General features: G+C 72.2%; 16 protein-coding genes. 10 read left to right on the forward strand and 6 right to left on the reverse strand.

Going from position 1 to position 23226, the window contains the following annotated elements; all coding sequences use genetic code 11:
• Window positions 1-87: 87 nt before the first annotated feature.
• The 3 genes from F1C15_RS10220 (at window position 88) to F1C15_RS10230 (ending at window position 3586) form a co-directional block, all read left to right on the forward strand.
• Window positions 88-1278: a glycoside hydrolase family 1 protein gene (locus tag F1C15_RS10220; protein WP_185230985.1), complete on the forward strand. Its 1191-nt coding sequence runs from the start codon at window positions 88-90 to the stop codon at window positions 1276-1278.
• Window positions 1279-1514: 236 nt separating this feature from the next.
• On the forward strand, window positions 1515-2498 hold the full coding sequence (locus F1C15_RS10225; protein WP_185230987.1) for a thioredoxin domain-containing protein: 984 nt from the start codon (window positions 1515-1517) through the stop codon (window positions 2496-2498).
• Complete coding sequence (locus F1C15_RS10230; RefSeq protein WP_185230989.1) at window positions 2495-3586, forward strand: LCP family protein; 1092 nt, start codon at window positions 2495-2497, stop codon at window positions 3584-3586. Before F1C15_RS10225 ends, F1C15_RS10230 begins: the two co-directional genes overlap by 4 nt.
• A 108-nt stretch (window positions 3587-3694) precedes the next feature.
• Here the strand turns inward: F1C15_RS10230 and F1C15_RS10235 are convergent, their stop codons facing one another.
• Together F1C15_RS10235 and F1C15_RS10240 are read right to left on the reverse strand one after the other, a co-directional pair.
• Window positions 3695-6430 (reverse strand): hypothetical protein, encoded by a 2736-nt coding sequence (locus tag F1C15_RS10235; RefSeq protein WP_185230991.1) that lies wholly within the window; start codon window positions 6428-6430, stop codon window positions 3695-3697.
• A 93-nt stretch (window positions 6431-6523) separates the two neighbouring features.
• A complete protein-coding gene (locus F1C15_RS10240) occupies window positions 6524-7912 on the reverse strand; it encodes an MFS transporter (RefSeq protein ID WP_185230993.1) in 1389 nt (462 codons plus the stop codon).
• Window positions 7913-8127: 215 nt separating this feature from the next.
• Between F1C15_RS10240 and dnaK the strand changes: the two genes are divergently transcribed.
• The 5 genes from dnaK (at window position 8128) to F1C15_RS10265 (ending at window position 13809) form a co-directional block, all read left to right on the forward strand.
• Window positions 8128-10005, forward strand: coding sequence for a molecular chaperone DnaK (dnaK, locus tag F1C15_RS10245; protein ID WP_185230995.1), 1878 nt, complete (start codon window positions 8128-8130; stop codon window positions 10003-10005).
• Between the two features lie 8 nt (window positions 10006-10013).
• The gene (locus F1C15_RS10250) at window positions 10014-10694 is read left to right on the forward strand and encodes a nucleotide exchange factor GrpE (RefSeq protein ID WP_243861930.1); all 681 of its coding nucleotides are present in this window, start codon (window positions 10014-10016) and stop codon (window positions 10692-10694) included.
• A 141-nt stretch (window positions 10695-10835) separates the two neighbouring features.
• A complete protein-coding gene (locus F1C15_RS10255) occupies window positions 10836-11843 on the forward strand; it encodes a DnaJ C-terminal domain-containing protein (protein WP_185230997.1) in 1008 nt (335 codons plus the stop codon).
• A 97-nt stretch (window positions 11844-11940) separates the two neighbouring features.
• Window positions 11941-12378, forward strand: coding sequence for a heat shock protein transcriptional repressor HspR (locus F1C15_RS10260; protein WP_056056026.1), 438 nt, complete (start codon window positions 11941-11943; stop codon window positions 12376-12378).
• Between the two features lie 294 nt (window positions 12379-12672).
• Window positions 12673-13809 carry a methyltransferase gene (locus F1C15_RS10265; RefSeq protein WP_185230999.1) on the forward strand — a complete coding sequence of 379 codons (1137 nt, stop codon included), beginning with the start codon at window positions 12673-12675 and terminating at the stop codon, window positions 13807-13809.
• 187 nt (window positions 13810-13996) lie between these two features.
• Here F1C15_RS10265 and F1C15_RS10270 read toward each other — a convergent pair whose 3' ends face one another.
• The 3 genes from F1C15_RS10270 to F1C15_RS10280 all read right to left on the reverse strand — a co-directional run bounded on the left by F1C15_RS10270 (window position 13997) and on the right by F1C15_RS10280 (window position 18301).
• Window positions 13997-14485, reverse strand: a complete 489-nt coding sequence (locus F1C15_RS10270; protein WP_185231001.1) for a pilus assembly protein CpaE — start codon at window positions 14483-14485, stop codon at window positions 13997-13999.
• A 98-nt stretch (window positions 14486-14583) separates the two neighbouring features.
• A complete protein-coding gene (locus tag F1C15_RS10275) occupies window positions 14584-16059 on the reverse strand; it encodes a hypothetical protein (protein ID WP_185231003.1) in 1476 nt (491 codons plus the stop codon).
• A 253-nt stretch (window positions 16060-16312) separates the two neighbouring features.
• Complete coding sequence (locus tag F1C15_RS10280; protein WP_185231005.1) at window positions 16313-18301, reverse strand: hypothetical protein; 1989 nt, start codon at window positions 18299-18301, stop codon at window positions 16313-16315.
• A gap of 46 nt (window positions 18302-18347) precedes the next feature.
• On the opposite strand from F1C15_RS10280, the gene F1C15_RS10285 reads away from it, so the two are divergent.
• A complete protein-coding gene (locus tag F1C15_RS10285) occupies window positions 18348-18494 on the forward strand; it encodes a hypothetical protein (RefSeq protein WP_185231007.1) in 147 nt (48 codons plus the stop codon).
• A 767-nt stretch (window positions 18495-19261) separates the two neighbouring features.
• Here F1C15_RS10285 and F1C15_RS10290 read toward each other — a convergent pair.
• Window positions 19262-20806: a hypothetical protein gene (locus F1C15_RS10290; RefSeq protein WP_185231009.1), complete on the reverse strand. Its 1545-nt coding sequence runs from the start codon at window positions 20804-20806 to the stop codon at window positions 19262-19264.
• A 216-nt stretch (window positions 20807-21022) separates the two neighbouring features.
• Here F1C15_RS10290 and F1C15_RS10295 point away from each other — a divergent pair, with 216 nt between their 5' ends.
• Complete coding sequence (locus tag F1C15_RS10295) at window positions 21023-23212, forward strand: ATP-dependent Clp protease ATP-binding subunit (RefSeq protein WP_185231011.1); 2190 nt, start codon at window positions 21023-21025, stop codon at window positions 23210-23212.
• The last annotated feature ends 14 nt before the right edge of the window (window positions 23213-23226 follow it).

The raw sequence follows: 23226 nt of genomic DNA on the forward strand, positions 1-23226 counted from the left end.
GTCGCCGTCCTCCGCGGCGGGCCAGCGCCCGCCCGCCCGGGCGGACGGCGACCCGCCCCACCCCCACTCCTCGAAAGGAACCACCCTGTGCTGACCTTCCCCGACGGCTTCCTCTGGGGCGCCGCGACCGCCGCCCACCAGATCGAGGGCGGCAACGTCGCCTCGAACTGGTGGCAGCACGAGCACACGCCCGGCACGACGATCGTCGAGCCGAGCGGCGACGCCGCCGACAGCTACCACCGGTTCCGCGACGACATCCGGCTGCTCGCCGAGCTCGGGCTGAACAGCTACCGGTTCAGCATCGAGTGGGCCCGCATCGAGCCCGAGCGCGGGTTCGTCAGCAAGGCCCAGATCGCGCACTACCGCCGCATGGTCGAGACGTGCCACGAGTTCGGCGTCGAGCCGATCGTCACGCTGATGCACTTCACGGTGCCGCGCTGGTTCGAGCGCGACGGCTTCTGGCGGGCTCCCGACGCCGCCGACCTCTTCGCCCGCTACACGGAGCTCGCCCTGCCCGTCGTCAGCGAGGGCGTGCGCTACGTCTGCACGATCAACGAGCCGAACATCGCCGCCATGCTCGCCGGCGGCGAGGACGCGGCGAACCTCGTGGCCTACGGCCTGCCGAATCCTGACCTGCAGGTGGCCGACGCGCTGCTCGCCTCGCACAAGCGCAGTCGCGAGGTGCTGTCGCAGGTCGACGGCCTCAAGTCGGGCTGGACGGTCGCGACGCAGGCGTTCAAGGCCGTCGACGAGCCCGGCGCCGCCGAGGCCACCCGCGAGTACGGCTACGTGCGCGACGACTGGTACAGCGAGATGGCGGCGGGCGACGACTTCGTCGGCGTGCAGGCCTACACGCAGACCTTCGTCGGCCCCGAGGGGCCGCGCCCGGTCGCCGAGGGGCTCGAGACGACGCTCACCGGCTGGGAGTTCTGGCCGCCCGCCGCCGCCGAGGGCATCCGCAGCGCGTGGGAGCTCAGCGGCCACGTGCCGGTCATGGTCACCGAGAACGGCATCGCCACGGCCGACGACACCCGGCGCATCGCGTACACGCAGGGCGCCCTCGAGCACGTCCACGACACGATCGAGGAGGGCGTCGAGGTGCTGGGCTACCAGCACTGGAGCGCGCTCGACAACTACGAGTGGGCCAGCGGCTTCCGCCCCACCTTCGGCCTGATCGCCTGGGACCGCGACACCTTCGAGCGCACCCCCAAGCCCAGCGCCCGCTGGTACGGCGGCGTCGCGCGGGCCAACGGCCTCGAGCGGAGCTCGGCCGACTGAGACCGCGGCGGCGCCTCGTGCCGGGGCGTCGCCGTGCGGCACGGAGCGCGGGAGGCGCGGGTCGGCTGGCCCGTGCCTCCCGCGTCGTCGTCGGGGCACGCGGTGCTCCCGTGCCGCTGGTCGCCTGCGGGGTGCTGCCGTGCGGGGTGCTGACGTGCGGGGTGCTGCCGTGGTGGTTGCTGACGTGAACCATGTGAAATACGATGTGAGGATCGATCCGCTCCTGGAAGGCCCTCATGCCCGGCGAGAACCCGCACCCCGACCCTCTTCCCGACGCCCGACCCGACCCTCGGCGGGGCCCGCAGCCCGACCGCGCTGCCGGCACCGCGACTCCCCGGGGCCCGAGCGCCCGACGCAGCAGCCACGCCGCCCGGCGCGAGGCGCTGCGGGCCAAGGCGCGCGAGGTGCGCCTCCGCGAGCAGCGTCGTGAGCGGGGCGGGACGCTGCTCGTGCGCGCCGGCGTCCTCGCCGGCGGGGTCGCGCTCGTCACCGCCGCGGCCCTGGCCCTCGTGACCGCGGTCGGCCCGGCCCCCGCGACGGCCGTGCCGGCGAACGTCGCCGACGACGGGGTGCGCGTGGGCACGGGCATGCTCGTCGAGCGGAGCGCGCCGCGCCCGGCGGGGGAGGCCCCCTCGGCCGAGCCGGCGCCGGCCGCCCGTGACGTCGCCGACGTCGTGGTCTGGGTCGACTACCACTGCCCCGCCTGCAAGGACTTCGAGCTCGAGAACGCCGCCTACCTCGAGCAGCTCGTCACGACCGGGGCCGCGACCGTCCGCGTGCACCCCGTCGCGATCACCGACGGCTCGTCGCGCGGGGCCCGCTACGCGTCGCGCGCGGCGGGGGCGGCCCTGTGCGTGGCCGACCTGTCGCCCGACCAGTTCTGGCGCGCCTCCGACACGCTCTTCCTCGCCCAGCCGGCCCCCGGCGACCGTGGTCTGACCGACGAGCAGCTCGCCGCCCTCGTCACGGGCCTCGACGGGGTCGACGACGCCGCCGCGCTCGCCGAGTGCGTCGACGAGCGGCGCTTCGTGCCCTGGGTCGGCGCCGCCACGGCCCGCGCCTTCGCGGGGCCGCTGCCGACCGACGACCTCGAGTCGCTCCGCGGCACGCCGACCGTGCTCGTCAACGGCGAGCTGTTCGACGCGTCGCAGCAGACCTTCCCCGAGTTCGTCACCACCGTGCTGGGCGACGCCTACGCGGCCGAGCAGGTGACCCGGTGAGCGGGTCGCGCCGGGCGGCGCAGGCTGCCCGCGCACGCCGCGCGCCCCGTGCACCCCGGGTGCCGCGCACCGGTCGGGCTCCGCGTCCGCCGCGCCGCCCCTGGACCACCGCGCTCGCCGCGGCCGCTGCCGTGCTGGTCGGCGTGCCGACCGTCGTCGCCCTCGTGGTCGCTGGGTTCGCCGCGCACCTGGTCTCGACCTTCGACGACCGGGCGACGACCATCGACCGGGCGTTCCCCTCCGAGCTCGGACGGCCGCCGGTCGACGAGAGCGGCGCCCTGACCGTCCTGCTGCTCGGCACCGACTCGGCCGGCACGTCGCCGACCGACGCCGCTCCGGGCGTCGCGACCCCCGCCTCCCGCACCGACACCGTGATGCTCGTGCGCGTGCCGGCCGACCGCAGCGAGGTGGTGGTGCTGTCCGTGCTGCGCGACTCGTGGGTCGACGTGCCCGGCCACGGCTCCGCCAAGATCAACGCCGCCCACGCCTGGGGCGGGGTGCCGCTGGTCGTCGAGACGGTCGAGGCCCTGCTCGGGGTGCGGGTCGACCACGTCGCGACGGTCGGCTTCGAGGGCTTCGCGGGCATGAGCGAGGCGCTCGGCGGGGTCGACGTCGTCTCCGAGCGCTCGTTCTCGGCCGGCGGCCACGACTTCGACGCGGGCGTGAACCACCTCGCCGGCGACCGGGCGCTCGACTTCGTGCGGGCCCGGGCGCCCTTCGCCGACGCCGACCACCAGCGGGCGCGCAACCAGCAGGCCTTCGTCCGCGGGCTCGTGAGCGGGCTGCTCGACCGGGGCACGCTCAGCGACCCGGTGGCGGTGAGCGGCTTCGTCGGCGTGGCCACCGAGCACCTCGCCGTCGACCCGGGCCTGACGCCGCGGCGGCTCGTCGAGATCGGCTGGGGGCTCCGCGACCTGTCGCCGTCGGGCATCCGCACCGCGACGGTGCCGACCGCGGGCGGAGGAGTCTCCGATGACGGCCAGTCCTACGTCTCGCTCGACCCTGAGGGGGTGCGGTCGCTCGGCGACGCGCTCCGGGCCGACGAGGTCGGTGCGTGGCTCGACGGGCAGGCTGTGTCGGCGCCCTGACGTCCGGGGCCCGACCGGTGCGGGAGGACGGGCGAGGCCCCCTGCAGCTGGTGCTGCGGGGGGGCCTCGTCGTGGTGTTGGTGCTGTGTCGGTGCTGTGTGTTGTGGGTCAGCTTCGGGGTGCGAAGCCGGTGAGGCGGGTCTGCTGCTGGTTCTCGGTGTCGGCGTGGGTGGTGAAGAGGATGGTCCAGGTGTAGGAGCCCATGTTGGTGCGGGTCCAGGTCCAGTCGCCCTCGTCGTTGACCTCGACGGCGGTGCCGAGGCTGAGGCCCTTGGCGTTGGTGACGGTGAGGGTGCTGCCGGGCTCGGCGGTCCCGGTGAACGTGAAGGACTCGTTCGCGGTGTAGCCGGTGCTGACGTCGGCGGGGGTGTCGATCGTCACGGGTGCGATGGTGGAGGCGCGGGGTGCGAACCCGGCGAGGGTCGCGGTCTGCTGTCGGTCGGTCCCGGCGTCGGCGGTGAAGATCATGGTCCAGGTGTAGGAGCCCATGTTGCTGCGGGTCCAGGTCCACTCGCCGTCGCTGTTGGTCTCGACGGCGGTGCCGAGGCTGAGGCCCTTGGCGTTGGTGACGGTGATCTCGGCGCCGGGCTCGGCGGTGCCGCCGAAGGTGAACGCGGTGTCGGGGGTGTAGCCGGTGGCGACGTCGGCGGGGGTGTCGATCGTGACGGGCGCGGTCTGGGCCTGGCGGGGTGCGAACCCGGTCAGGCGGGTCGACTGGGCGCGGTCGGTCCCGGCGTCGGTGGTGAAGTCCATCGTCCAGGTGTAGGAGCCCATGTTGCTGCGGGTCCAGGTCCAGTCGCCGTCGGAGTTGACCTCGACGGCGGTGCCGAGGCTGAGGCCCTTGGCGTTGGTGACGGTGAGGGTGCTGCCGGGCTCGGCGGTGCCGGTGAAGGTGAAGGCCTCGTTGGGGGTGTAGCCGGTGGTGACGTCGGCCGGGGTCGCGATGGTCACGGGTGCGGCGGGTGCGGGGGTCTCCTCGTCGCCGTCCTCCGCGACCACGAACGAGCGGGTCGACACGATCGGGTCGAGGTTCTCCCAGTACGGGGTCTCCGTCACGGTCACGGTCTGTTCTCCGGTGGCCAGCGGCGCCGCGATCTCGGCCGTCCACGTGCCGTCGGGCAGCACGGAGGCGGCGCCGAGGGTCGTCGAGCGGGTCACGTCGCTCGTGATGAGGACGCGCGAGCCGGGGATGCCCTCACCGCTGAAGGTCGTCGTGTCGGCGGCGATCGTCTCGCCCTCGGCGGGCGACGACACGTCGAGGGGGAAGGTCTCGCCCGCGGTGTTGCCCTCCGTCACGACGAGGTCGACGACGGTGCTGGGCGACCTCGTGCCGTCGCCGCGGGTGGTGAAGAGCTCGACCTGCTCACCGGCGTGCTCGGCGGCGACCTGGAGGAAGAACGCGCCGTTCCAGGCGGCCTCGGAGGCGCCGGCGAAGGAGCCGTCGACGAGGGCCGTCGCACCCGGGACGATGTACTCGTCGGGGAAGTAGTTCGTCGTCGCGGCGATGTAGAAGCGGCCCTCGTCGCCGTCGCGGAAGACGTGGTGAACGATGGGCGCCTCGATGGGCGACGCCGCGGGGGCCTCGACGAGCTCGAGCGGGATCTCGAGCGGGGCGCTCTCGACGCCGCCGCGGAGCCCGGTGACGACCACGGTGCTGCCGAGCAGCGCCGGGTCGAGGGTGAACGCGAAGCGCCCCTGCGGGCCGCGGATCGTGTCGACCTCCTCGCCGTCGATCGTCATGCGCGACTCGAAGGCGTTGTTCGCGATGACCCGGACGACGAGCTGTCCCTCGTCGTCGTACGAGATCGACCAGAGCTTCGGCAGGACGGGCTTCTCGCTGGGCAGCAGGTCCGCGACGACGGAGAACGCCGCCCCGGCCCGCTGCGTCGGAGCCGACTGCCAGGTGGGCGTCTCGGTGACGGTCGTCTCGTAGCTGCCGACGGGCAGGGCGGGCGACGTGCAGCTCCAGTCGCCCGACGACGAGACGCGCGTCTCGCAGAGGGTCGCGCTGCTGCGGCTCGTGTCACCGTCGTGCGTCACGACGATCTGCGAGTTCGGGATGGCAGACCCCGTGAACGTCGTCGGACGGTCGGTCACCACGCCGCCGGCGGCCGGCGACTCGATCTCGAGCGGGAAGACCTCGGAGGCGGTGTTGCCCTCGGTCGGGACGAGCTCGATCGTGGCCACGTCGCTCGTGAGGCTCGAGCGCGAGGCCACGACGTCGACGGTCTGGCCGGCGTACGAGGCGGGCATGCGCAGCGAGAACGCGCCGTTCTCGTCCGGGGCGTCGTACACGAGAGCTCCGCGCACGTCGGCACGCACGATGGTGCGGCCGAAGGTCAGGGGGTCGTAGACGATCGTGCCCTCGATGACGAGCTCGCCGCCCTCCTCGTACTGCGAGACGGCGTGGACGACGGGCGTCGCGACGGGAGCCTGCTCGCCCTCGTAGTCGCCGATGTCGAGCGTCACGGTGACGCTCTCGCTCCGGCCGTCGGGGCCGTAGGCCACGAGGGTGGCCTCCTTCCCGAGGTGCTCGAGCTCCACCACGTGGCTGAAGCGGTCCAGGGCGACACGGGCGACTCCGCCGCCTCCGCCGGGGATGTCGAGCGAGACGCTGGTCGCGCCGTAGGCGACTCCGTTCACCGCGATGTGGCGGTCGCCGAGGGGGGTGATCCTGCCGACGAAGGGGGCCGCGATGGCCGAGGTGCCCGTCTCCGGGGCGGCGACGGTCGTGCCGTCGAGGGTCGTGGGGGCGGGTGCGGCGAGGGCCGCGGCGGGGTTGAAGGCGCCGACCGCGAGGGCCGCGAGGCCCACCGTGGTGAGGCCGGTTCTGATCGTGCTCATGTCTTCTTCCGGATGGAGGGAAAGGGAAGACCGATCGGGGCGGCCGTCCGATATCTTACATCCGATATCATGAGCGCGAGACGCGCGGCGGCGTCAGTCGATGGAGCGCTGCACCGCCTTCACCGGCAGCATCAGCAGCAGCCCGGCGAGCAGCACGAGCGCGATGCCGATGATCCCGTACCGGGTGTCGCCCGTCGCCGACACGAACAGCGTGAAGAGCCCCGGCGCGAGGAAGCTCACGGCGCGCCCCGTCGTCGCGTACAGCCCGAAGATCTCGCCCTCGCGCCCGGGCGGCGTCACCCGCGCGAGGAAGGAGCGGCTCGACGACTGGATGGGCCCGACGAAGAGCGCGAGCGCCAGCCCGAGCACCCAGAAGAGGGAGGCGGTGGTCCCGATCGCCAGCACCCCGAACGCCGCGAGCACGAGGCCGGCGAGCGACCCCACGATGATCGCCTTCGCGCCCAGCCGGTCGTCGAGCCAGCCGCCGACGAACGTGCCGACGCCCGCGACGAGGTTCGCCCCCACCGCGAAGTAGATGACCTCGCTCGGCGAGAAGCCGAACACCTGCGCCGCGATGATCGCGCCGAAGGTGAAGACCGCCGCGAGCCCGTCGCGGAACACGGCGCTGGCGAGCAGGAACATCAGCACCTGCCGGTTCGTGCGCCAGAGCTTCGCGATCGTCGCGCCGAGCACCCGGTACGACCCGATCAGCCCCACGCGCGGGCCGGAGTCGCGGGTCGAGACCGGGGGCTCGGGCACGGCCACCAGCACGGGCACCGCGAAGACCGCGAACCAGACGGCGGCGACGACGATCGAGAGACGGACGTCCCACGCGCCTCCCTCGGTGCCGGTCGGGACGCCGAACAGGCCGCCGCGGCCGTCCACGCCGAAGCTCTGCAGGAAGGCGACGAGCAGGAGGACGAGCAGCACGATGCCGCCGACGTAGCCGAGCCCCCAGCCGAAGCCGGAGACCTTGCCGATCGTCTCGCGCGTGGAGACCTGCACGAGCATCGCGTTGTAGCTGACGCTCGCGAACTCGAAGAAGATGTTGCCCGCCGCCAGCAGGGCGGCGCCGGCCACCAGGTAGGCGGGTGCAGGGGCCACGAAGACCATCGCCGCCATGGCGACGACCACGAGCGCGGTGTTGACGCCGAGCCAGAGCTTCCGCTTGCCCGAGCCGTCGCTGCGCTGGCCGAGCACCGGCGCGAGCAGCGCGATCAGCACGCCCGCGATCGTCAGCGCCGTCGAGATCACCGTCGCGTTGTCGGCCTTCGCGAGCACGAGGCCGGGGTTCCGGGCGTCGTCGCCCGCGGCCGCCACGATCGAGGGGTCGACGAATGCGCCGCTCGCGAGGTAGGTGCTGAAGACGAACGAGGTGACGACCGCGTTGAACGCGGCCGAGCCCCAGTCCCAGAGGGCCCACGAGACGACCCGGCGACGGGGGATCGCGGGGGTGGCGGCGAGCGGCGGCGCGGCGGTCATGGGGGTCAACCTAGTGGGCACGGGTGTCCGGCGATCTCGTGGCCGGCGCCGCGCCTCCTCGTCCCCCGTCCCGGCGTCATCTTGAGTCATGCACGCTCAACTCTCAGCTGGCTGGCTTGACCTCGCGACGAGCGTGAGTAAAGTTGAGCCTGGCCGACTCAAGGGTCGGCCCCCTGACTTCCCGCATCACCCCGCACCACGAAGGAGAACAGCACATGGCCCGTGCAGTAGGAATCGACCTCGGAACCACCAACTCGGTCGTCAGCGTCCTCGAGGGCGGCGAGCCCACCGTCATCGCGAACGCCGAGGGCCTCCGCACGACCCCCTCGGTCGTCGCCTTCACGAAGGACGGCGAGGTGCTCGTCGGCGAGACCGCGAAGCGCCAGAACGTCACCAACGTCGACCGCACCATCGCGTCGGTCAAGCGCCACGTCGGCACCGACTGGACGGTCGAGATCGACGACAAGAAGTACACCCCGCAGGAGATCTCGGCGCGCATCCTCGGCAAGCTCAAGCGCGACGCCGAGCAGTACCTCGGTGAGGACGTCACCGACGCGGTCATCACCGTGCCCGCCTACTTCAACGACTCCGAGCGCCAGGCGACGAAGGAGGCCGGCGAGATCGCGGGCCTCAACGTGCTCCGCATCATCAACGAGCCGACCGCCGCGGCCCTCGCCTACGGCCTCGACAAGGGCAAGGAGGACGAGCTCATCCTCGTCTTCGACCTCGGCGGCGGCACCTTCGACGTCTCCCTCCTCGAGGTGGGCAAGGACGACGACTTCTCCACCATCCAGGTGCGCAGCACCTCGGGCGACAACCGCCTCGGCGGCGACGACTGGGACAACCGGATCGTCGAGCACCTCATCGAGAAGTTCAAGAGCCAGAACGGCATCGACCTCTCGACCGACAAGATCGCGAAGCAGCGCCTCAAGGAGGCGGCGGAGCAGGCCAAGAAGGAGCTCTCGTCGAGCACCTCGACCAGCATCCAGCTGCCCTACCTGACGCTCACCGCCGACGGCCCCCTCAACCTCGACGAGACCATCTCCCGCTCGCAGTTCGAGCAGTGGACGAGCGACCTCCTCGAGCGCACCAAGAAGCCCTTCAACGACGTCATCAAGGAGGCGGGCGTGAAGGTCTCCGACATCGCGCACGTCGTGCTCGTCGGCGGCTCCACCCGCATGCCCGCCGTCAGCGAGGTCGTCAAGCAGCTGACCGGCGGCCAGGAGCCCAACAAGGGCGTCAACCCGGACGAGGTCGTCGCCGTCGGCGCGGCCCTCCAGGCCGGCGTGCTGAAGGGCGAGCGCAAGGACGTCCTGCTGATCGACGTCACCCCGCTGAGCCTCGGCATCGAGACCAAGGGCGGCGCGATGACCAAGCTCATCGAGCGCAACACGGCCATCCCGACCAAGCGCAGCGAGACCTTCACCACGGCCGACGACAACCAGCCGTCCGTCGCGATCCAGGTCTTCCAGGGCGAGCGCGAGTTCACCCGCGACAACAAGAACCTCGGCACCTTCGAGCTGACCGGCATCGCGCCGGCCCCCCGCGGCGTCCCGCAGATCGAGGTCACCTTCGACATCGACGCCAACGGCATCGTCCACGTCTCCGCGAAGGACAAGGGCACCGGCAAGGAGCAGTCGATGGTCATCTCCGGCGGCTCGTCGCTGTCGAAGGACGACATCGAGCGCATGGTCCGCGAGGCGGAGGAGCACGCTGCAGAAGACAAGGCGCGTCGCGAGGCCAACGAGGTCCGCAACAACGCCGAGCAGCTCGTCTACTCGATCGAGAAGCTGATCAAGGAGAACGACGAGAAGCTGCCCGCCGACGTCAAGTCCGAGGTCCAGGCCGACGTCGACGCGCTGAAGACCGCCCTCGCCGGCGACGACGACTCGGCGATCAAGCCCGCGTTCGACAAGCTGAACGAGAGCCAGTCGAAGCTCGGCCAGGCGATCTACTCGCAGGGCCAGGCCGACGAGGCCGCCGCCGGTGCCGCCGGTGCCGAGGGCGCACCCGCCGACGGCCAGGCCTCCGGTGACGACGAGGACATCGTCGACGCCGAGGTCGTGGACGACGACGAGAACGACAAGAAGTAGGTCGACCGATGACTGACGAGCAGAACCGCGCTCCCGACGAGGAGCCCGTCCGCCCCGAGGCCAGCGCGGGGGTGCCGTCGGAGGACGGCGGCACCGCCGCGGTCGACGGCGCCGACGACCTGGTCGAGGCCGAGGCCCCCGATGTCGAGGTGCCCGCGGGCGCCGAGGCGCCGGAGGGCGCGGCCGCCGCGGCCGAGCAGATGGCTGCCGAGGGCGCCGCCGGGGCCGAGCCCCTCAGCGCCGACGACGAGGCCATCCTCGACCAGGCCAGCACCGACCTCGTCGCCGACATGCGGCAGGACATGCTGCGGGCCCAGGCCGAGCTGGTCAACTTCCGCAAGCGCGTCGAGCGCGACCGTGAGGCGAACCGCGAGGCCGTCGTCGCCGAGGTCATCCGCTCGCTGCTGCCCGCGCTGGACGACCTCGTCCGCGCCGAGAAGCACGGCGACCTCGCCGAGGGTCCGATGACGGTCATCGCTCAGAAGATCCGCGGCGGCCTCGACAAGTTCGGGCTGACGCAGGTCGGCGCGGCGGGCGAGGTCTTCGACCCGACGATGCACGACGCGCTCGTGCAGCTTCCGAACCCCGACGTGACGGTGAACACCGTCGCCGACGTGATCGAGCCGGGCTACAAGATCGGCGACCGGGTCATCCGGGCCGCCAAGGTGGCCGTCCACACCCCGCAGTAGCCCTGCACCTCCACGGCGCGAGCCGTGACCGCGACGCGAGTCGCGACGGGCGGTGGGCTCCTCGACGAGGGGCCCACCGCCTCCCCCGTTCTTTCCTCCGGTGGCCGTGCCACCGGACACACGCAAGAGAGGAGGTGCCCGATGGCGAGTCAGGACTGGTTCGACAAGGACTTCTACGCGATCCTCGGCGTCTCCAAGGACGTCACCCCGGCCGAGCTGAAGAAGGTCTACCGGAAGCTGGCGCGGAAGTACCACCCCGACAGCAACCCCGGCGACGCCGCGGCCGAGGCCAAGTTCAAGGAGATCAGCGAGGCGAACTCGGTGCTCTCCGACCCGGAGCAGCGCAAGGAGTACGACCAGGTCAGGGCCATGGGCTCGGGCGCGCGCTTCACCGCGGGCAGCGGCGGCCCCGGAGGCGGTGGCGGCGGCTTCGAGGACGTCTTCGGCGGCATGTTCGGAGGCGGCGGCCAGCGCCCGCAGTTCCGTCAGGGCGGAGGCGGTGGCGGCGGCTTCGAGGACATCTTCGGCGGCATGTTCGGTGGCAGCGGCGGCGGCTTCGGCCAGACCAGCGGCGGGTACCGCGGCTTCGGCGGCCCGCAGAAGGGCCGCGACATGACGGCCACGACGACGCTCGACTTCCAGACCGCCGTCGTCGGCGAGACCATCTCGCTGCAGGCGTCGAACGGCAAGCCGATGAAGGTGCGCATCCCCGCCGGCGTGCACGACGGCCAGAAGATCCGGCTCCGCGGCCGCGGGGAGTCCAGCCCCGACGGCGGCGAGCCCGGCGACATGGTGCTCACCATCGCCGTGCGCCCGCACCCGGTGTTCGAGCTCGACGGTGCGAACCTGCGCCTCGACGTGCCCGTGACGTTCACGGAGGCCGCGCTCGGCGCGACGATCGAGGTGCCGACGCTCGGCGGCGAGCCGGTGCGGCTCCGCGTCGCGCCGGGCACGCCGTCCGGTCGGGTGCTGCGCGTCAAGGGGCGCGGCGTCTCGACGAAGACCGGCACGGGCGACCTGCTGGCGACGGTGCAGGTGGCCGTGCCGAGCCACCTCAGCGACGCGGCGCGCGAGGCCGTCGAGGCCCTGGCGGCGGCGTTGCCGGCCGAGAACCCGCGCGACGACCTGATCGCGCGGGCCCGGGGCTAGCCTCGGCAGCACCAGGGCCGGGCAGCAGGGCCAGCACCGGCAACAGGCCCGGCACCGGCAGGCCCGGCACCAGCACCACGAGCAGGAGGGGACGACGATGGCGAGACAGGACGCGGGGCAGTGGCCCCTCGACGAGCACTCGCCCGTCTTCGCGATCGCGATGGCGGCCGAGCTCGCGGGCATGCACGCCCAGACGCTGCGCCAGTACGACCGGCTCGGCCTCGTCGTGCCGCAGCGCACCGCGGGCAAGTCGCGGCGCTACTCGATGCGCGACGTCGTGCAGCTGCGCGAGATCGCGCGGCTCGGCGGCGAGGGAGTCTCGCTCGAGGGCGTCAAGCGCATCCTCGAGCTCGAGAACCAGGTGACGGCGCTGCAGTCGCGGGTGCGCGAGCTGGAGCGGGCGCTGGCCGACGAGCTGGTCAACCGGCCCGGGGCGCGCGTGTTCGCGGCGGGCGAGAGCGGCGTCGTGCCGCTGCGGCACGGCACCCGGCCCACGCGGCAGACCTCGGTCGTCGTCTGGCGGCCCCTTCAGTAGAGCCCCCCAACGTCGAGTGGTCACGAACTGCTGCTCTCGCGTCAGCGAGCAGCACTTCGTGACCACTCGGTGCCTGAGGCGGGTGCGGCGGGTTCCCGTCACTCCCGGCGGGTCGGCGCCGTCCCGCCCGCGAGGACGTCGACCCGCCGCACCCTCGTTGCCCGTGCGCCGTCTCCGCCACCCCGACATCGAGTGGTCACGAACTACTGCCCACGCGTCAGCGAGCAGCACTTCGTGACCACTCGGCGCCACGGTCGGGGACGACGGGCCGGGGCGGGCCGGTAGCCTCGTCCGGTGATCGACTTCGAGCAGCTCCGCCGGTGGCCCGACGTCGAGGCCCCCGAGCTGGTCGCGCACGACGCGACCGACCGCCTCCTGCTCGACACCGCCCGGGAGGCGCTGGTCGCCCACCCGGAGCACGTCACCATCATCGGCGACCGCTACGGAGCGCTCACCCTCGGCGCCGCCGAGTTGGTCGGCCCGCACGAGCTCCGCGTGCACCAGGACGCCCTCTCGGGCGAGCTCGCCCTCGCGGCGAACGCGGAGCGCCTCGGCAGCAGTGCCTCGTGGCGCTCCCTGCCGCTCGACCCCTCGCTCGTGGAGGGCGCCCGCGTGGTGCTCCTGCAGCTGCCGCGCGGCCTCGACGCGCTCGACGAGATCGCCGAGCTGGTCGCGGCCCACGCGCACCCCGAGGTGCAGCTCGTCGCCGGAGGCCGCGTCAAGCACATGACCCCGGCGATGAACGACGTGCTGCGCCGTCACTTCGGCACCGTCTCCGCCGGTCTCGCCCGGCAGAAGTCGCGTCTCCTGACCGCCTCCGGTCCGCGCTCCGACGCCGGAGCCACCGCCTCCTCGGCTGGCACCGCCTCGACGTGGCCTCGCTCCGAGCGGCACGGCGACCTCGTGGTCGTCGCGCACGGCGCGGCCTTCGCCGGCTCATCGATCGACGTCGGCACCCGAGCGCTGCTGGAGGCGCTGGCCCTCGGTGCGCCCGAGGCGTCGCACGTGGTCGACCTCGGGTGCGGAACGGGGGTGCTCGCCGCCTCCTGGGCGCTCGCGCACCCCGAGGCGCACGTCGTCGCGACCGACCAGTCGGCGGCCGCCGTGGCCTCGGCCCGCGCGACGGCCGACGCGTCCGGCGTCGGTGACCGGGTGGAGTCGCGGCGTGACGACGCAGGAGCCTCCCTGCCCGCAGGGTCCGCCGGCCTGGTGCTGCTCAACCCGCCGTTCCACGTCGGGGCGACCGTGCACGCCGGCCTCGCGCACAAGCTCTTCGCGGCGGCCGCGCGCCTGCTCGAGCCGGGCGGGGAGCTCTGGTGCGTCTGGAACTCGCACCTCGGCTACCGCAGCGCGCTCGAGCGCACCGTCGGGCCGACGCGTCAGGTCTCGCGCGGGCCGAAGTTCACCGTGACGGTGTCGACCCGCCGCTGACCCCGCCTCTTCTCCTCGTACTTCTCTCGTCAGTTGCCACTTTGGGGGCCTCTGAACGCCCGTGAACCCCTCACAGTGGCAACTGACGCGAGGTGGCAGTGATCGAGGTGACGCTTCCTGGGCCCTGCTCGGGGCGGAGGGCCCAGCAAGAGTCACCTCAATGGCACCGAGGTGATCCGCGCGGGGATCAGTTCGTCGCGTGCCCGTCGGCCCCGTCGGGGCCGTCGAGGCGGAGCGCCGCGTCGACGTAGGCGAGGAGCGCGTGGGCGTAGGCCGTCTCGGGGTCGGCGGCGACGTGCACGGAGTCGGGCCCGGTGGCCGCAGCGCCGTCGAGGGCGGCGGTGACGCGGTAGGCGAGGGGCTCGCCGTCGACGAGCACGCGCGTGAGCGAGACGAAGGTGCTGCCGAGCAGCTCGCGGAGCTGGTCTTCGCGCGGCAGCCACAGGGCGTCGTCGGCGGCGACGGAGTCGAGGGCCCACTCGGTCGTGCCGTTGAAGCCGAGCACGGTGCCCGTGGGGTGCTCGTGGGCCTCGATGGTCATGTCGCTGAGGGTGAAGACGTCGCCGACGCCCTCGTCGCTGTCGACGAGGCGCTCGACGACGAAGCGGTCGCCGGGGGAGGGGCGCCAGCGCAGCCCGGCGTCTCGGAGGCGGCGGGCGAGGTCGACGTCGATCATGCGCTCATCCTGCCCCGCCCGTCTGGCAGCGAGCGACGAACCGCCCGGGCCGCGGTGCCCGCCGCCTGACCCGCTCGCGGTGAGCTGGCGGCCCGATCTCAGGGTCTCACCGGCAGCCCGCCCACGGTCTGCGTGACGACGAGGTCGTTGTCGCCCAGGTCGAGGCCCTCGACGGTGGTGCTCCAGGTGCCGTCGCTCTCCGCGACGGTGGTGGTGTCGTCACCGACCGCGACCGTCGCGCCGGGCGTCGCCGTGCCCCTGACGGCGGCCACCCTGCCCTGCGCGTCGACCGACACCACCTCGGCGGTGAGCGCCGCCGCGGCGATGGGCGTGTCGACCGTGCCGGTGACGTCGTAGAGCTTCGCGTTCAGGGCGCCGGTCATCGTGAACCCGAGGGCGGGCGTGCCGACGGGAGCGTCGAGGGGCGTCGAGACGCGAGGGGCCCAGCGCAGGTCGCCGCCGGCGTCGAGGGCCGAGCCGCTGCCGGGGAAGGTGTACGAGTAGGTCGAGCCGTCTGCCGAGCGGTGCCCCGAGACGAGGTCCCACGACGCGGACGCGGGGGCGTCCTGCCAGGGGGTGGCGGAGCCCGCCCGGTACTCCGCCTCCAGGGTGTCCTGCCCAGGGGCGAAGGTGGTGCCGGCCGGTGCCGTGACCGTGACGGTGCCCGGGGCCGACTGCGTCCGCTCGGTGAACTCGACCGCCACGGTGACCGCCGTGTCGTCGCCTCGGAGGAGGGCCTGAGGGGTCGCGTCCACCTGTCGGACCAGCCCGGGGACGACCTGGGGGTCGATGGTCACCGTGACCCGGACCGAGCTGCCGATCGTCGTCGTCCCGATCTTCTGGACGACGGTGAGGGTGTTCGCCCCTACGGCCAGCCCGGAGACGGTCATGCTCCAGGCGCCGGTGGTGGTGCTGGCGGTGGCGTACCTGCTGCCGATCTCGACCCGGGCTCCCTTCGTCGCGACGCCCGTGATCACCGCCGACCTGCCGACGTGGTCGGTCGAGGCGACCCGCGCGGTCAGCGGGGTCGTCACCGGCCTGGTCACGGTGTACGAGGTGTTCCAGTTCGTCTTCGTCCAGCCCCAGCCGTTGCCCCAGGAGTGGACGTAGAGGGTGCGGGTCGTGCCCTCGGCCCACCACGACGGCCAGGTGCTCGTGCCGGAGGGGATCTCACTGCCGGGTGACGAGAGGGGCTGCGAGCTGGTCGACACGAGCAGGCGACAGTTCGACACGTTGCACTGCGGAGTGCCCCGCACGGTCAGCCCGACGTGGTCGCTCTGCAGTGAGACGCCAGTAGGCGGGGAGACCGTGAGGAAGAGGCGGGCGCCGTCGGTCGAGCTGGGGGGCGTCGGCGGAGCGGCCTCCGGCGAGGGAAGAGCCGCGGTGTCCTCCGTCGGGCCGCTCGGCGCGGCGTCGGGCTCGTGCGTCACGACCGTCGCCGCGGAGGCGGTGGTGACGCCGTCGTCGGCCGGTGACGCCTGGGCGGTCGACGAGCCAGGGGCCAGGGCGAGGCTGCCGATGACCAGGGTGATCGCCAGCCCGGTCGCGAGTGCCTCTGTCGTACGTCGTCTCACGGGTCGCCTTCTTCCGGGGCAGGACCGAGGGCATCTCGGTCGGTGGTGGTGACATGCGCATGTCGCATGACAGCGGTGCGGTCGAGATGACGATAACGCATGTGAGGAGATCTCTGGCGCCCCTGTGGACGAGCGCGGATCCGAGGGGGGGCGAGACGACGGACCGCCCCGGTCTCCGCGCCCGCTGCTGCGGGGCGGTGTCCGGGGCGGTCGCCTGGTGCTGTGGTGCTGTGGTGCTGGTGTCGCCGGTCGACTACTCGCGGATGGCGGAGGGGTCGATGGAGGCGACGCGGCCGATGGTGCTGCCGGTGGCGCGGAAGTCACCGATGGAGCTGGTGCCCTCGTAGGTGTAGTCGAGCTGGCGGTTGCCGGCCGACGCGGTGCGCGAGGTGAACACCTCGACGAGGTAGCGCAGCTGCTGCTCGGCCGGGATGGCTCGGGCGGGCAGCTGGAAGGTGATCTTCGTGCCGTTCTCGCTGATGACGCCGCCGGTCAGGTCGAGCGACGCGTCGCTCTCCCAGCCGCCGGCGGTGCCGCTGCGGCGCTCGCCGAGGACGGTGAGGCCGTCCTGGAAGATCGTGTCCTTCGGGGCGGTGAAGGTCACGGTGCCGGTGGCGTCGTCGCGGGCCTCGTTGTTCTGGACGACGATCGGGATGATCGACGTCGTGTTGCGCGGCAGGTTGACGCGGGTCTGCTGCACGCCGACGAGCGTGCCGCCCTCGACCGAGGTGAACTCGACCGTGGCCTCGTCGTGGACGGTGCCGCCGATCTCCTGGCTGACGGTGACCTCGAGGTCGCCGGTGCCCGTGAAGGGCGCGGTGATCTCGTAGCTGCCGTCAGGGCGGATCGTCTCGGTGACGTCACCGATCGTGACCTGCTGACCGGGCGTGCCGCTGCCGGTGACGACGACGGTCTGGGCGATGTCGTTGCGCTGCGCGACCGTGGCCGTCAGGGGCAGGGGCGCCTTGGCGACCGTCGACGCGTCGGGAGCCGACGAGGTGTAGCTGGTCGGCGGCGTGAACACCGTGGTGATCGTGCCGTCGGAGGTCGGCTTGCCCGTCGAGACGACCGGGAAGGTGATGTCGCCGGCGGCGGCGTACTCGCGGTTCTCGGTCGTGGCGTTGGTGACCTTGACCTCGACGGTCTGGCGACCCTCGGAGTCGGTGGCGACGACGTGCTCGGTGGTCCAGCCGTCGACGGTCTCGGTGGCGGGCAGGTCGCCCGCCTCGAAGCCCTCGGGCAGTGTGGTGGTCCAGGAGAGCGACTCGCCCGGGCGGACGGTGGCACCGGTGGGGCTGGTGCCCGTCTGGGTGGTGATCGTGACGGTGCCCTCGGTGCCCTCAGTGAACCAGCCGTCGGCCTCCGACGTCACGATGACGTCGTTCGCGCCGAGGCTGGTGGTGAGCGCCGGGACGACCGCGTCGAGGGTGACGGGGTCGCCGTAGTCCTCGCCGGCGATGCTCTGCTGCACGACGAGCTGGTTCGAGCCGACCTGCAGGCCCTCGACGGTCATGCTCCAGTTGCCGTCGTCCTGGACGACGGCTTCCTGGTCACCGATGGTGATGGTGGCGCCGGGGGTGGCGGTGCCCGAGACGACGGCGGTCTTGGCGATCGGGTCGACCGACACGACGCTGGCGACCGTGGGCTGCTCGTTGACCTCGATGGTGGTGGGGGTGCTGCCGACGGCCCGGAAGGGGTTGCCGGTGCTGGAGCCCTCGTAGACGTAGCCCAAGGACGAGGCGCCACCCGCCGCGACCATGGGGGTGTCGATGTTGAACTCATAGCGCCACTGCTGTCCCGCGGCGTGGTTGCTTCCCGAAGGGCCGATGTCGAAGGTCATCTCAGTGCGGTCGGCGCTCAGGACCCCGCCTGTGAGGTTGATGTTCGCAGCCGGGCTCCACTCGCCGGTCGTGCTGGGGCGCCAGGCCCCGGCCACGGTGGTCTGACCGGCCGAGAAAGTGGTGCCGGCGGGAGCCTTGACCGTGGTCGTCCCCGAGACGGAGCTCCGTGCCTCGTTCAGCTGCACGACGAAGGGAACAGAGCTGGTCTCACCGCGCACCAGCTCGACACCGGGCTGAGGCACCGGCACGACCGTGCCGCCCTCGACGATCGTCACGGTCAGAGGAACGGAGTTGCCGACCTGCACGTTGTCGATCTTCTGGATGACCGTCAACGAGTTGACCCCTGCAGCGAGGTCGGTGACGGTGAGGGAGAACGCTCCCGTCGTCGCGTGTGCCGTCACCCACTCATCGCCGACCTCGACACGAGCCCCAGGTCGAGCCGTCCCCGTGATCACCGCGGATCCAGCGAAGTGGTCCGTCGACGTGACTCGAGCGGCCAGCGAAGCGATCTCCTGGAGCAACTCGGGTCTGAACTGCGCCGCCGAGTACGTGGGGCCGGTGATCGCGCTCGTGTTTCGGTTGCCGCTGGTGTAGACGCGAGCAGTGAGATGGGAGGTAGCACCCATGCCGGGGTCGCTAGCAACGAGGGCGTTTCCTGACCACGAGAACTGCTGCTTCGTGTTCGTTTCTCGGCAGGAGCTCATGGACACGTTCGCCCCATTGGTCTGGGTGGTCATGCACAGATCTTTCGCCCACCCATCCAGTCCCTTGACGACTCCGGTGGTGCCGCGGGCCGGGAGCTCGAACGTGTTGCCGCGTCGTACGGCGTCGTCATAGTCGACCGCGTAAGTCCCGTCGAGACTGCCCGTATAAACGCTGTGCATGAATCGGTAGTCGCCCTCGAGCGAGGTCCAGACGAGTTTGCCACGGAGTTTCTCCGACTGGGTGGTCACTTTCCGTGCGCTCGCGCCGCTGCCGAGATCAGGGGAAACTGCTGCTTCTGCAGCAGACGACGGCGCATCGATCAGGTCGGGCTGCGCCCCTCCATCAGAGTTCGTCGAGGTGGTGAGGGGTGCCGCAGGAGTGCTCCTGGTCATGCTCCCGGAGATCGGGGCACTTGGTGCCGCAGCGGCCCCGAAGCTCAGGCCGGTGACGACCGTGGCTACCGCGAGCCCGGCCGCCCCGGCGGCTATCAGTTTCTTCTTCATGTAGTGAGTTCTTCCTGGTCGGGCGGCACCGACAGAGCTGGCCGCGATCCTGATATGTTACGCACCTCACTCGACATGTCCAAAGTGGCGGGCGAAGCGGGAGGGGTGACCAGGTGAGGGGCCAGGGTGAAGGCTCGGCGTCGCCGGAGGGCCTCACGCGCGCGGCGCGAACCCCCGCAGCGGCGCGACGAGCTCGTCGCTCGTGCCGCGCTCCTGCACGAAGTCGATCGACCAGGTGAACGCCTGCAGGGTGCCGATCCGCCACGACCAGGTGCCGTCGGGGGCGACCACCGCACGGCCGAGCTGCAGGCCCTTCGTGTTGAGCACGTCGATCAGGGCGCCGGGCTTGCCGGTGCCGGCGAACGTGTACGCCGTGTACACGGGGTAGCCCGCGGCGATCTGCGACGCCGACGGCGTCGTCAGCCGCGGAGCGTCGACGGCGGGGGCGAAGCCGCGCACCATCGTCGACGACGGGCGGTAGGTGCCCTCGTCCTGCACGAACGCCATCGACCAGAGGTACGACCCCATGTCGGCGCGCGTCCACGACCAGGTGCCCTCGGGGCCGACCCGCGCCTCCCCCAGGCGGAAGCCGCTGAGGTTCGTCACGCCGACGAGCGCCCCGGGGCGACCGGTGCCACGGAAGGTGAACGGGGCGTCGGGCACGTAGCCCCGGGCCAGCTGCGCCGCGTCGGGCGTCGTCACCGCGATCTGCGGGCCCTGCGCCGGCACGAAGCCGAGCAGCCGCGTCTCGCGCTCGCGGGGCGTGCCCGCGTCCTGCACGAAGACGAGGCTCCACTCGTACGTGCCCATGTTCGGCCGCGTCCACGACCAGGTGCCGTCGGGGAGGATCGTCGTGCTCCCCAGGGGCAACCCCTTGGTGTTGAGGACGGTGAGGGGAGCCCGCGGCCGCCCCGTGCCCCGGAAGGTGTAGGGCGCGTCCGCGGTGTAGCCGTCGGCGACGCGGGCCGGGACGGTCAGCACGGGAGCGGCCGAGGGTGCGGGCTCCGTCACGGTGTAGGTCGCTCCCTGCACCTCGAACGCGCCTCCGGCCCCTCCCGCCCCGACGGCCGACCAGGTCAGCTCCGAGTCGTCGGGCTCGGCGTCGAGAGGGGTCGCCACTGCCAGGTCGAAGCGCAGCTCGTCGCCGTCGGCGTGGCCCGCTGCGAAGCCGCTCGTGTCGAGCGTGAAGGAGGCGCGGGTCGCGCCGTCGCCGACGCTCCCGCCCCGCAGGTCGAGGCTCGCGTCGCGCCGCCACGTCTCGTCGCCGCCCGGCCGCCACCACCCCGCCGCCGTGTCGGCGGCCACGAAGGTCGAGCCGGCCGGGGCCTCGAGGGTCACCGTGCCCACGAGGGAGGGTCGCGCCGCGTCGACGCTGAGGGCGATCGGGGCGACAGCGGTCGTGCCCGCGTCGAGCCGCACGGGGTCGAGCAGCACCGGCGACAGCCCGCCCTCAGCGATCGTCGCGTAGGGGAGGACCATCGGAGCGGGGTCGGCCGCCGAGGCTCCGGAGGGAGAGGCGGGGGAGGTCGACGGGGCCGTCGTCGGTGCGGCGGCCGACGGCGTCGGCGTCGCGGTCGGCGTCACCGACGGGTCGGGAGTCGGCGTCGCGCCGGCGGACGTCAGCGGGGCCGCGACGAGGCCGAGGGCGAGGGCTCCGCCGAGGGCGGCGGAGCGGAGGGGGCGGGGGAGTCTGGTCATCGACGTCGTTCCTCGGAGTGGGGCTGTGGGGGACGAGACGACCCTGGCGCAGATGCCGACCCGAGTCAATGAGAGATGTGAAATGTGGGCAGTGTCGTCGACGAAGCGAGGCTGTGAGGGAGCTTGCGCGACGACCCAGCGTGCGTAGACTTGAGTCGGTTCAACTCAAGTTCGGGCAGCGCGCCCGACCGAGACGTTCTGAGAGAGGCACCACCCATGGCGAACATGCAGGGCGCTCCGGCTTCCGACGAGAAGCAGAAGTCGGCGCTCGACCAGTACGGCGTCGACCTGACCGCGATCGCCCGGAGCGGCAAGCTGGACCCGGTCATCGGTCGCGACAGCGAGATCCGCCGCGTCAGCCAGGTGCTGACGCGCCGCACCAAGAACAACCCCGTGCTGATCGGCGAGCCCGGCGTCGGCAAGACCGCCGTCGTCGAGGGGCTCGCCCAGCGCATCGTCGCGGGCGACGTCTCCGACAGCCTGAAGGACAAGCGGCTGGTCAGCCTCGACCTCGCCGCCCTCGTCGCCGGCGCGAAGTACCGCGGCGAGTTCGAGGAGCGGCTCAAGGCCGTGCTGAAGGAGATCGCCGAGAGCGACGGCCAGGTGATCACCTTCATCGACGAGCTGCACACCCTGATGGGAGCGGGCGGCGGCGACGGCAGCGTCGCGGCGGCCAACATGCTCAAGCCGATGCTCGCCCGTGGCGAGCTGCGCATGATCGGGGCGACGACCCTCGACGAGTACCGCCAGTACATCGAGAAGGACGCCGCGCTCGAGCGCCGCTTCCAGCAGGTCTACGTCGGCGAGCCCAGCGTCGAAGACACCGTCGCCATCCTCCGCGGCCTCAAGGAGCGCTACGAGGCGCACCACGGCGTCACGATCACCGACGGTGCCCTCGTGGCGGCCGCCTCCCTCTCGGCTCGCTACATCCCCTCCCGTCAACTGCCCGACAAGGCGATCGACCTGGTCGACGAGGCTGGCTCGCGCCTCAAGATGGAGATCGACTCGTCACCCGTCGAGTTCGACCAGCTCTACCGCGGCCTCGTGCGCCTCCAGGTCGAGGAGCTCGCGCTCGCGAAGGAGAAGGACGACGCCTCGCGCGCCCGCCTCGCCGCCCTGCGCGAGCAGATCACCGAGCAGAAGGCCCGCTACGACGCGCTGAACGCCCGCTGGCAGGCCGAGAAGGCCGCGCTGCAGGGCGTCGGCACGCTCCGCAGCGACCTCAACGAGGCCCGCATCGACCTCGACCGAGCCATGCGCGAGGGGCGCTACGCCGACGCGTCCAAGATCAACTACGAGACCATCCCCGACATCGAGAAGCGCCTCGCCGAGGCCGAGTCGTTCGAGGAGTCGGGCGAGCGGCTCGTCAACGACAGCGTCACCGACGCCGACATCGCCGAGGTCGTCGCAGCGTGGACCGGCATCCCGGTGGGGCGCCTCCTCAGCGGCGAGACTGAGAAGCTGCTGCACCTCGAGAGCGAGCTCGGTCGCCGCATCATCGGCCAGCGCGCGGCCGTCCAGGCCGTCTCCGAGGCGGTGCGCCGCACGCGTGCCGGCATCAGCGACCCCGACCGGCCGACCGGCTCCTTCCTCTTCCTCGGCCCGACCGGCGTCGGCAAGACCGAGCTCGCTAAGGCGCTCGCCGACTTCCTCTTCGACGACGAGAAGGCCCTCGTGCGCATCGACATGAGCGAGTACGGCGAGAAGCACAGCGTCTCGCGGCTCGTCGGCGCCCCTCCCGGCTACGTCGGGTACGAGGCGGGCGGCCAGCTGACGGAGGCGGTGCGACGTCGGCCGTACAGCGTCGTGCTCATGGACGAGGTCGAGAAGGCCCACCCCGAGGTGTTCGACGTGCTGCTGCAGGTGCTCGACGACGGGCGCCTCACCGACGGCCAGGGCCGCACCGTGGACTTCCGCAACACGATCCTCGTGCTCACGTCGAACCTCGGCTCGCAGGTGATCACCGACCCCCGCCTCAGCGACCCCGAGAAGGAGGAGCTCGTGCAGGGCCTCGTGCGGCAGGCGTTCAAGCCCGAGTTCGTCAACCGGCTCGACGACATCGTCGTGTTCTCGACGCTGACGGCCGACGACCTCGGCCAGATCGTGTCGCTGTACGTCGACCGCCTCGGCCGACGCCTGACCGACCGTCGGCTGCAGCTCGCCGTCACGCCCGACGCGCGGGCCTGGCTCGCCGAGCGCGGCTTCGATCCGATCTACGGCGCCCGGCCGCTGCGCCGCCTGATGCAGCAGCAGATCGACGACCAGCTCGCGATGGCCCTGATCGGCGGACGGATCGTCGACGGCGACACGGTGCTCGTCGACGTCGAGCCGGGCGCCGAGTCGCTCAGCGTGTCGCGGTCGGCGGTCGGCGAGCCGACCGCCGAGTCGCTCGACGACCTGCCCTAGCGGGCGGCTGCCGC

Origin of the sequence: Frigoribacterium sp. NBH87 (assembly GCF_014217665.1) — a bacterium.
GTDB classification, from domain to species: Bacteria; Actinomycetota; Actinomycetes; order Actinomycetales; family Microbacteriaceae; genus Frigoribacterium; species Frigoribacterium endophyticum.

Bases quoted from the DNA above. Each gene is read 5' to 3' on its own strand.
- F1C15_RS10255 (WP_185230997.1), top strand. From the start codon at position 10,836: ATGGCGAGTCAGGACTGGTTCGACAAGGACTTCTACGCGATCCTCGGC.
- F1C15_RS10270 (WP_185231001.1), bottom strand. From the start codon at position 14,485: ATGATCGACGTCGACCTCGCCCGCCGCCTCCGAGACGCCGGGCTGCGC.
- F1C15_RS10260 (WP_056056026.1), top strand. From the start codon at position 11,941: ATGGCGAGACAGGACGCGGGGCAGTGGCCCCTCGACGAGCACTCGCCC.
- F1C15_RS10295 (WP_185231011.1), top strand. From the start codon at position 21,023: ATGGCGAACATGCAGGGCGCTCCGGCTTCCGACGAGAAGCAGAAGTCG.
- dnaK (WP_185230995.1), top strand. From the start codon at position 8,128: ATGGCCCGTGCAGTAGGAATCGACCTCGGAACCACCAACTCGGTCGTC.
- F1C15_RS10235 (WP_185230991.1), bottom strand. From the start codon at position 6,430: ATGAGCACGATCAGAACCGGCCTCACCACGGTGGGCCTCGCGGCCCTC.
- F1C15_RS10240 (WP_185230993.1), bottom strand. From the start codon at position 7,912: ATGACCGCCGCGCCGCCGCTCGCCGCCACCCCCGCGATCCCCCGTCGC.
- F1C15_RS10290 (WP_185231009.1), bottom strand. From the start codon at position 20,806: ATGACCAGACTCCCCCGCCCCCTCCGCTCCGCCGCCCTCGGCGGAGCC.
- F1C15_RS10225 (WP_185230987.1), top strand. From the start codon at position 1,515: ATGCCCGGCGAGAACCCGCACCCCGACCCTCTTCCCGACGCCCGACCC.
- F1C15_RS10250 (WP_243861930.1), top strand. From the start codon at position 10,014: ATGACTGACGAGCAGAACCGCGCTCCCGACGAGGAGCCCGTCCGCCCC.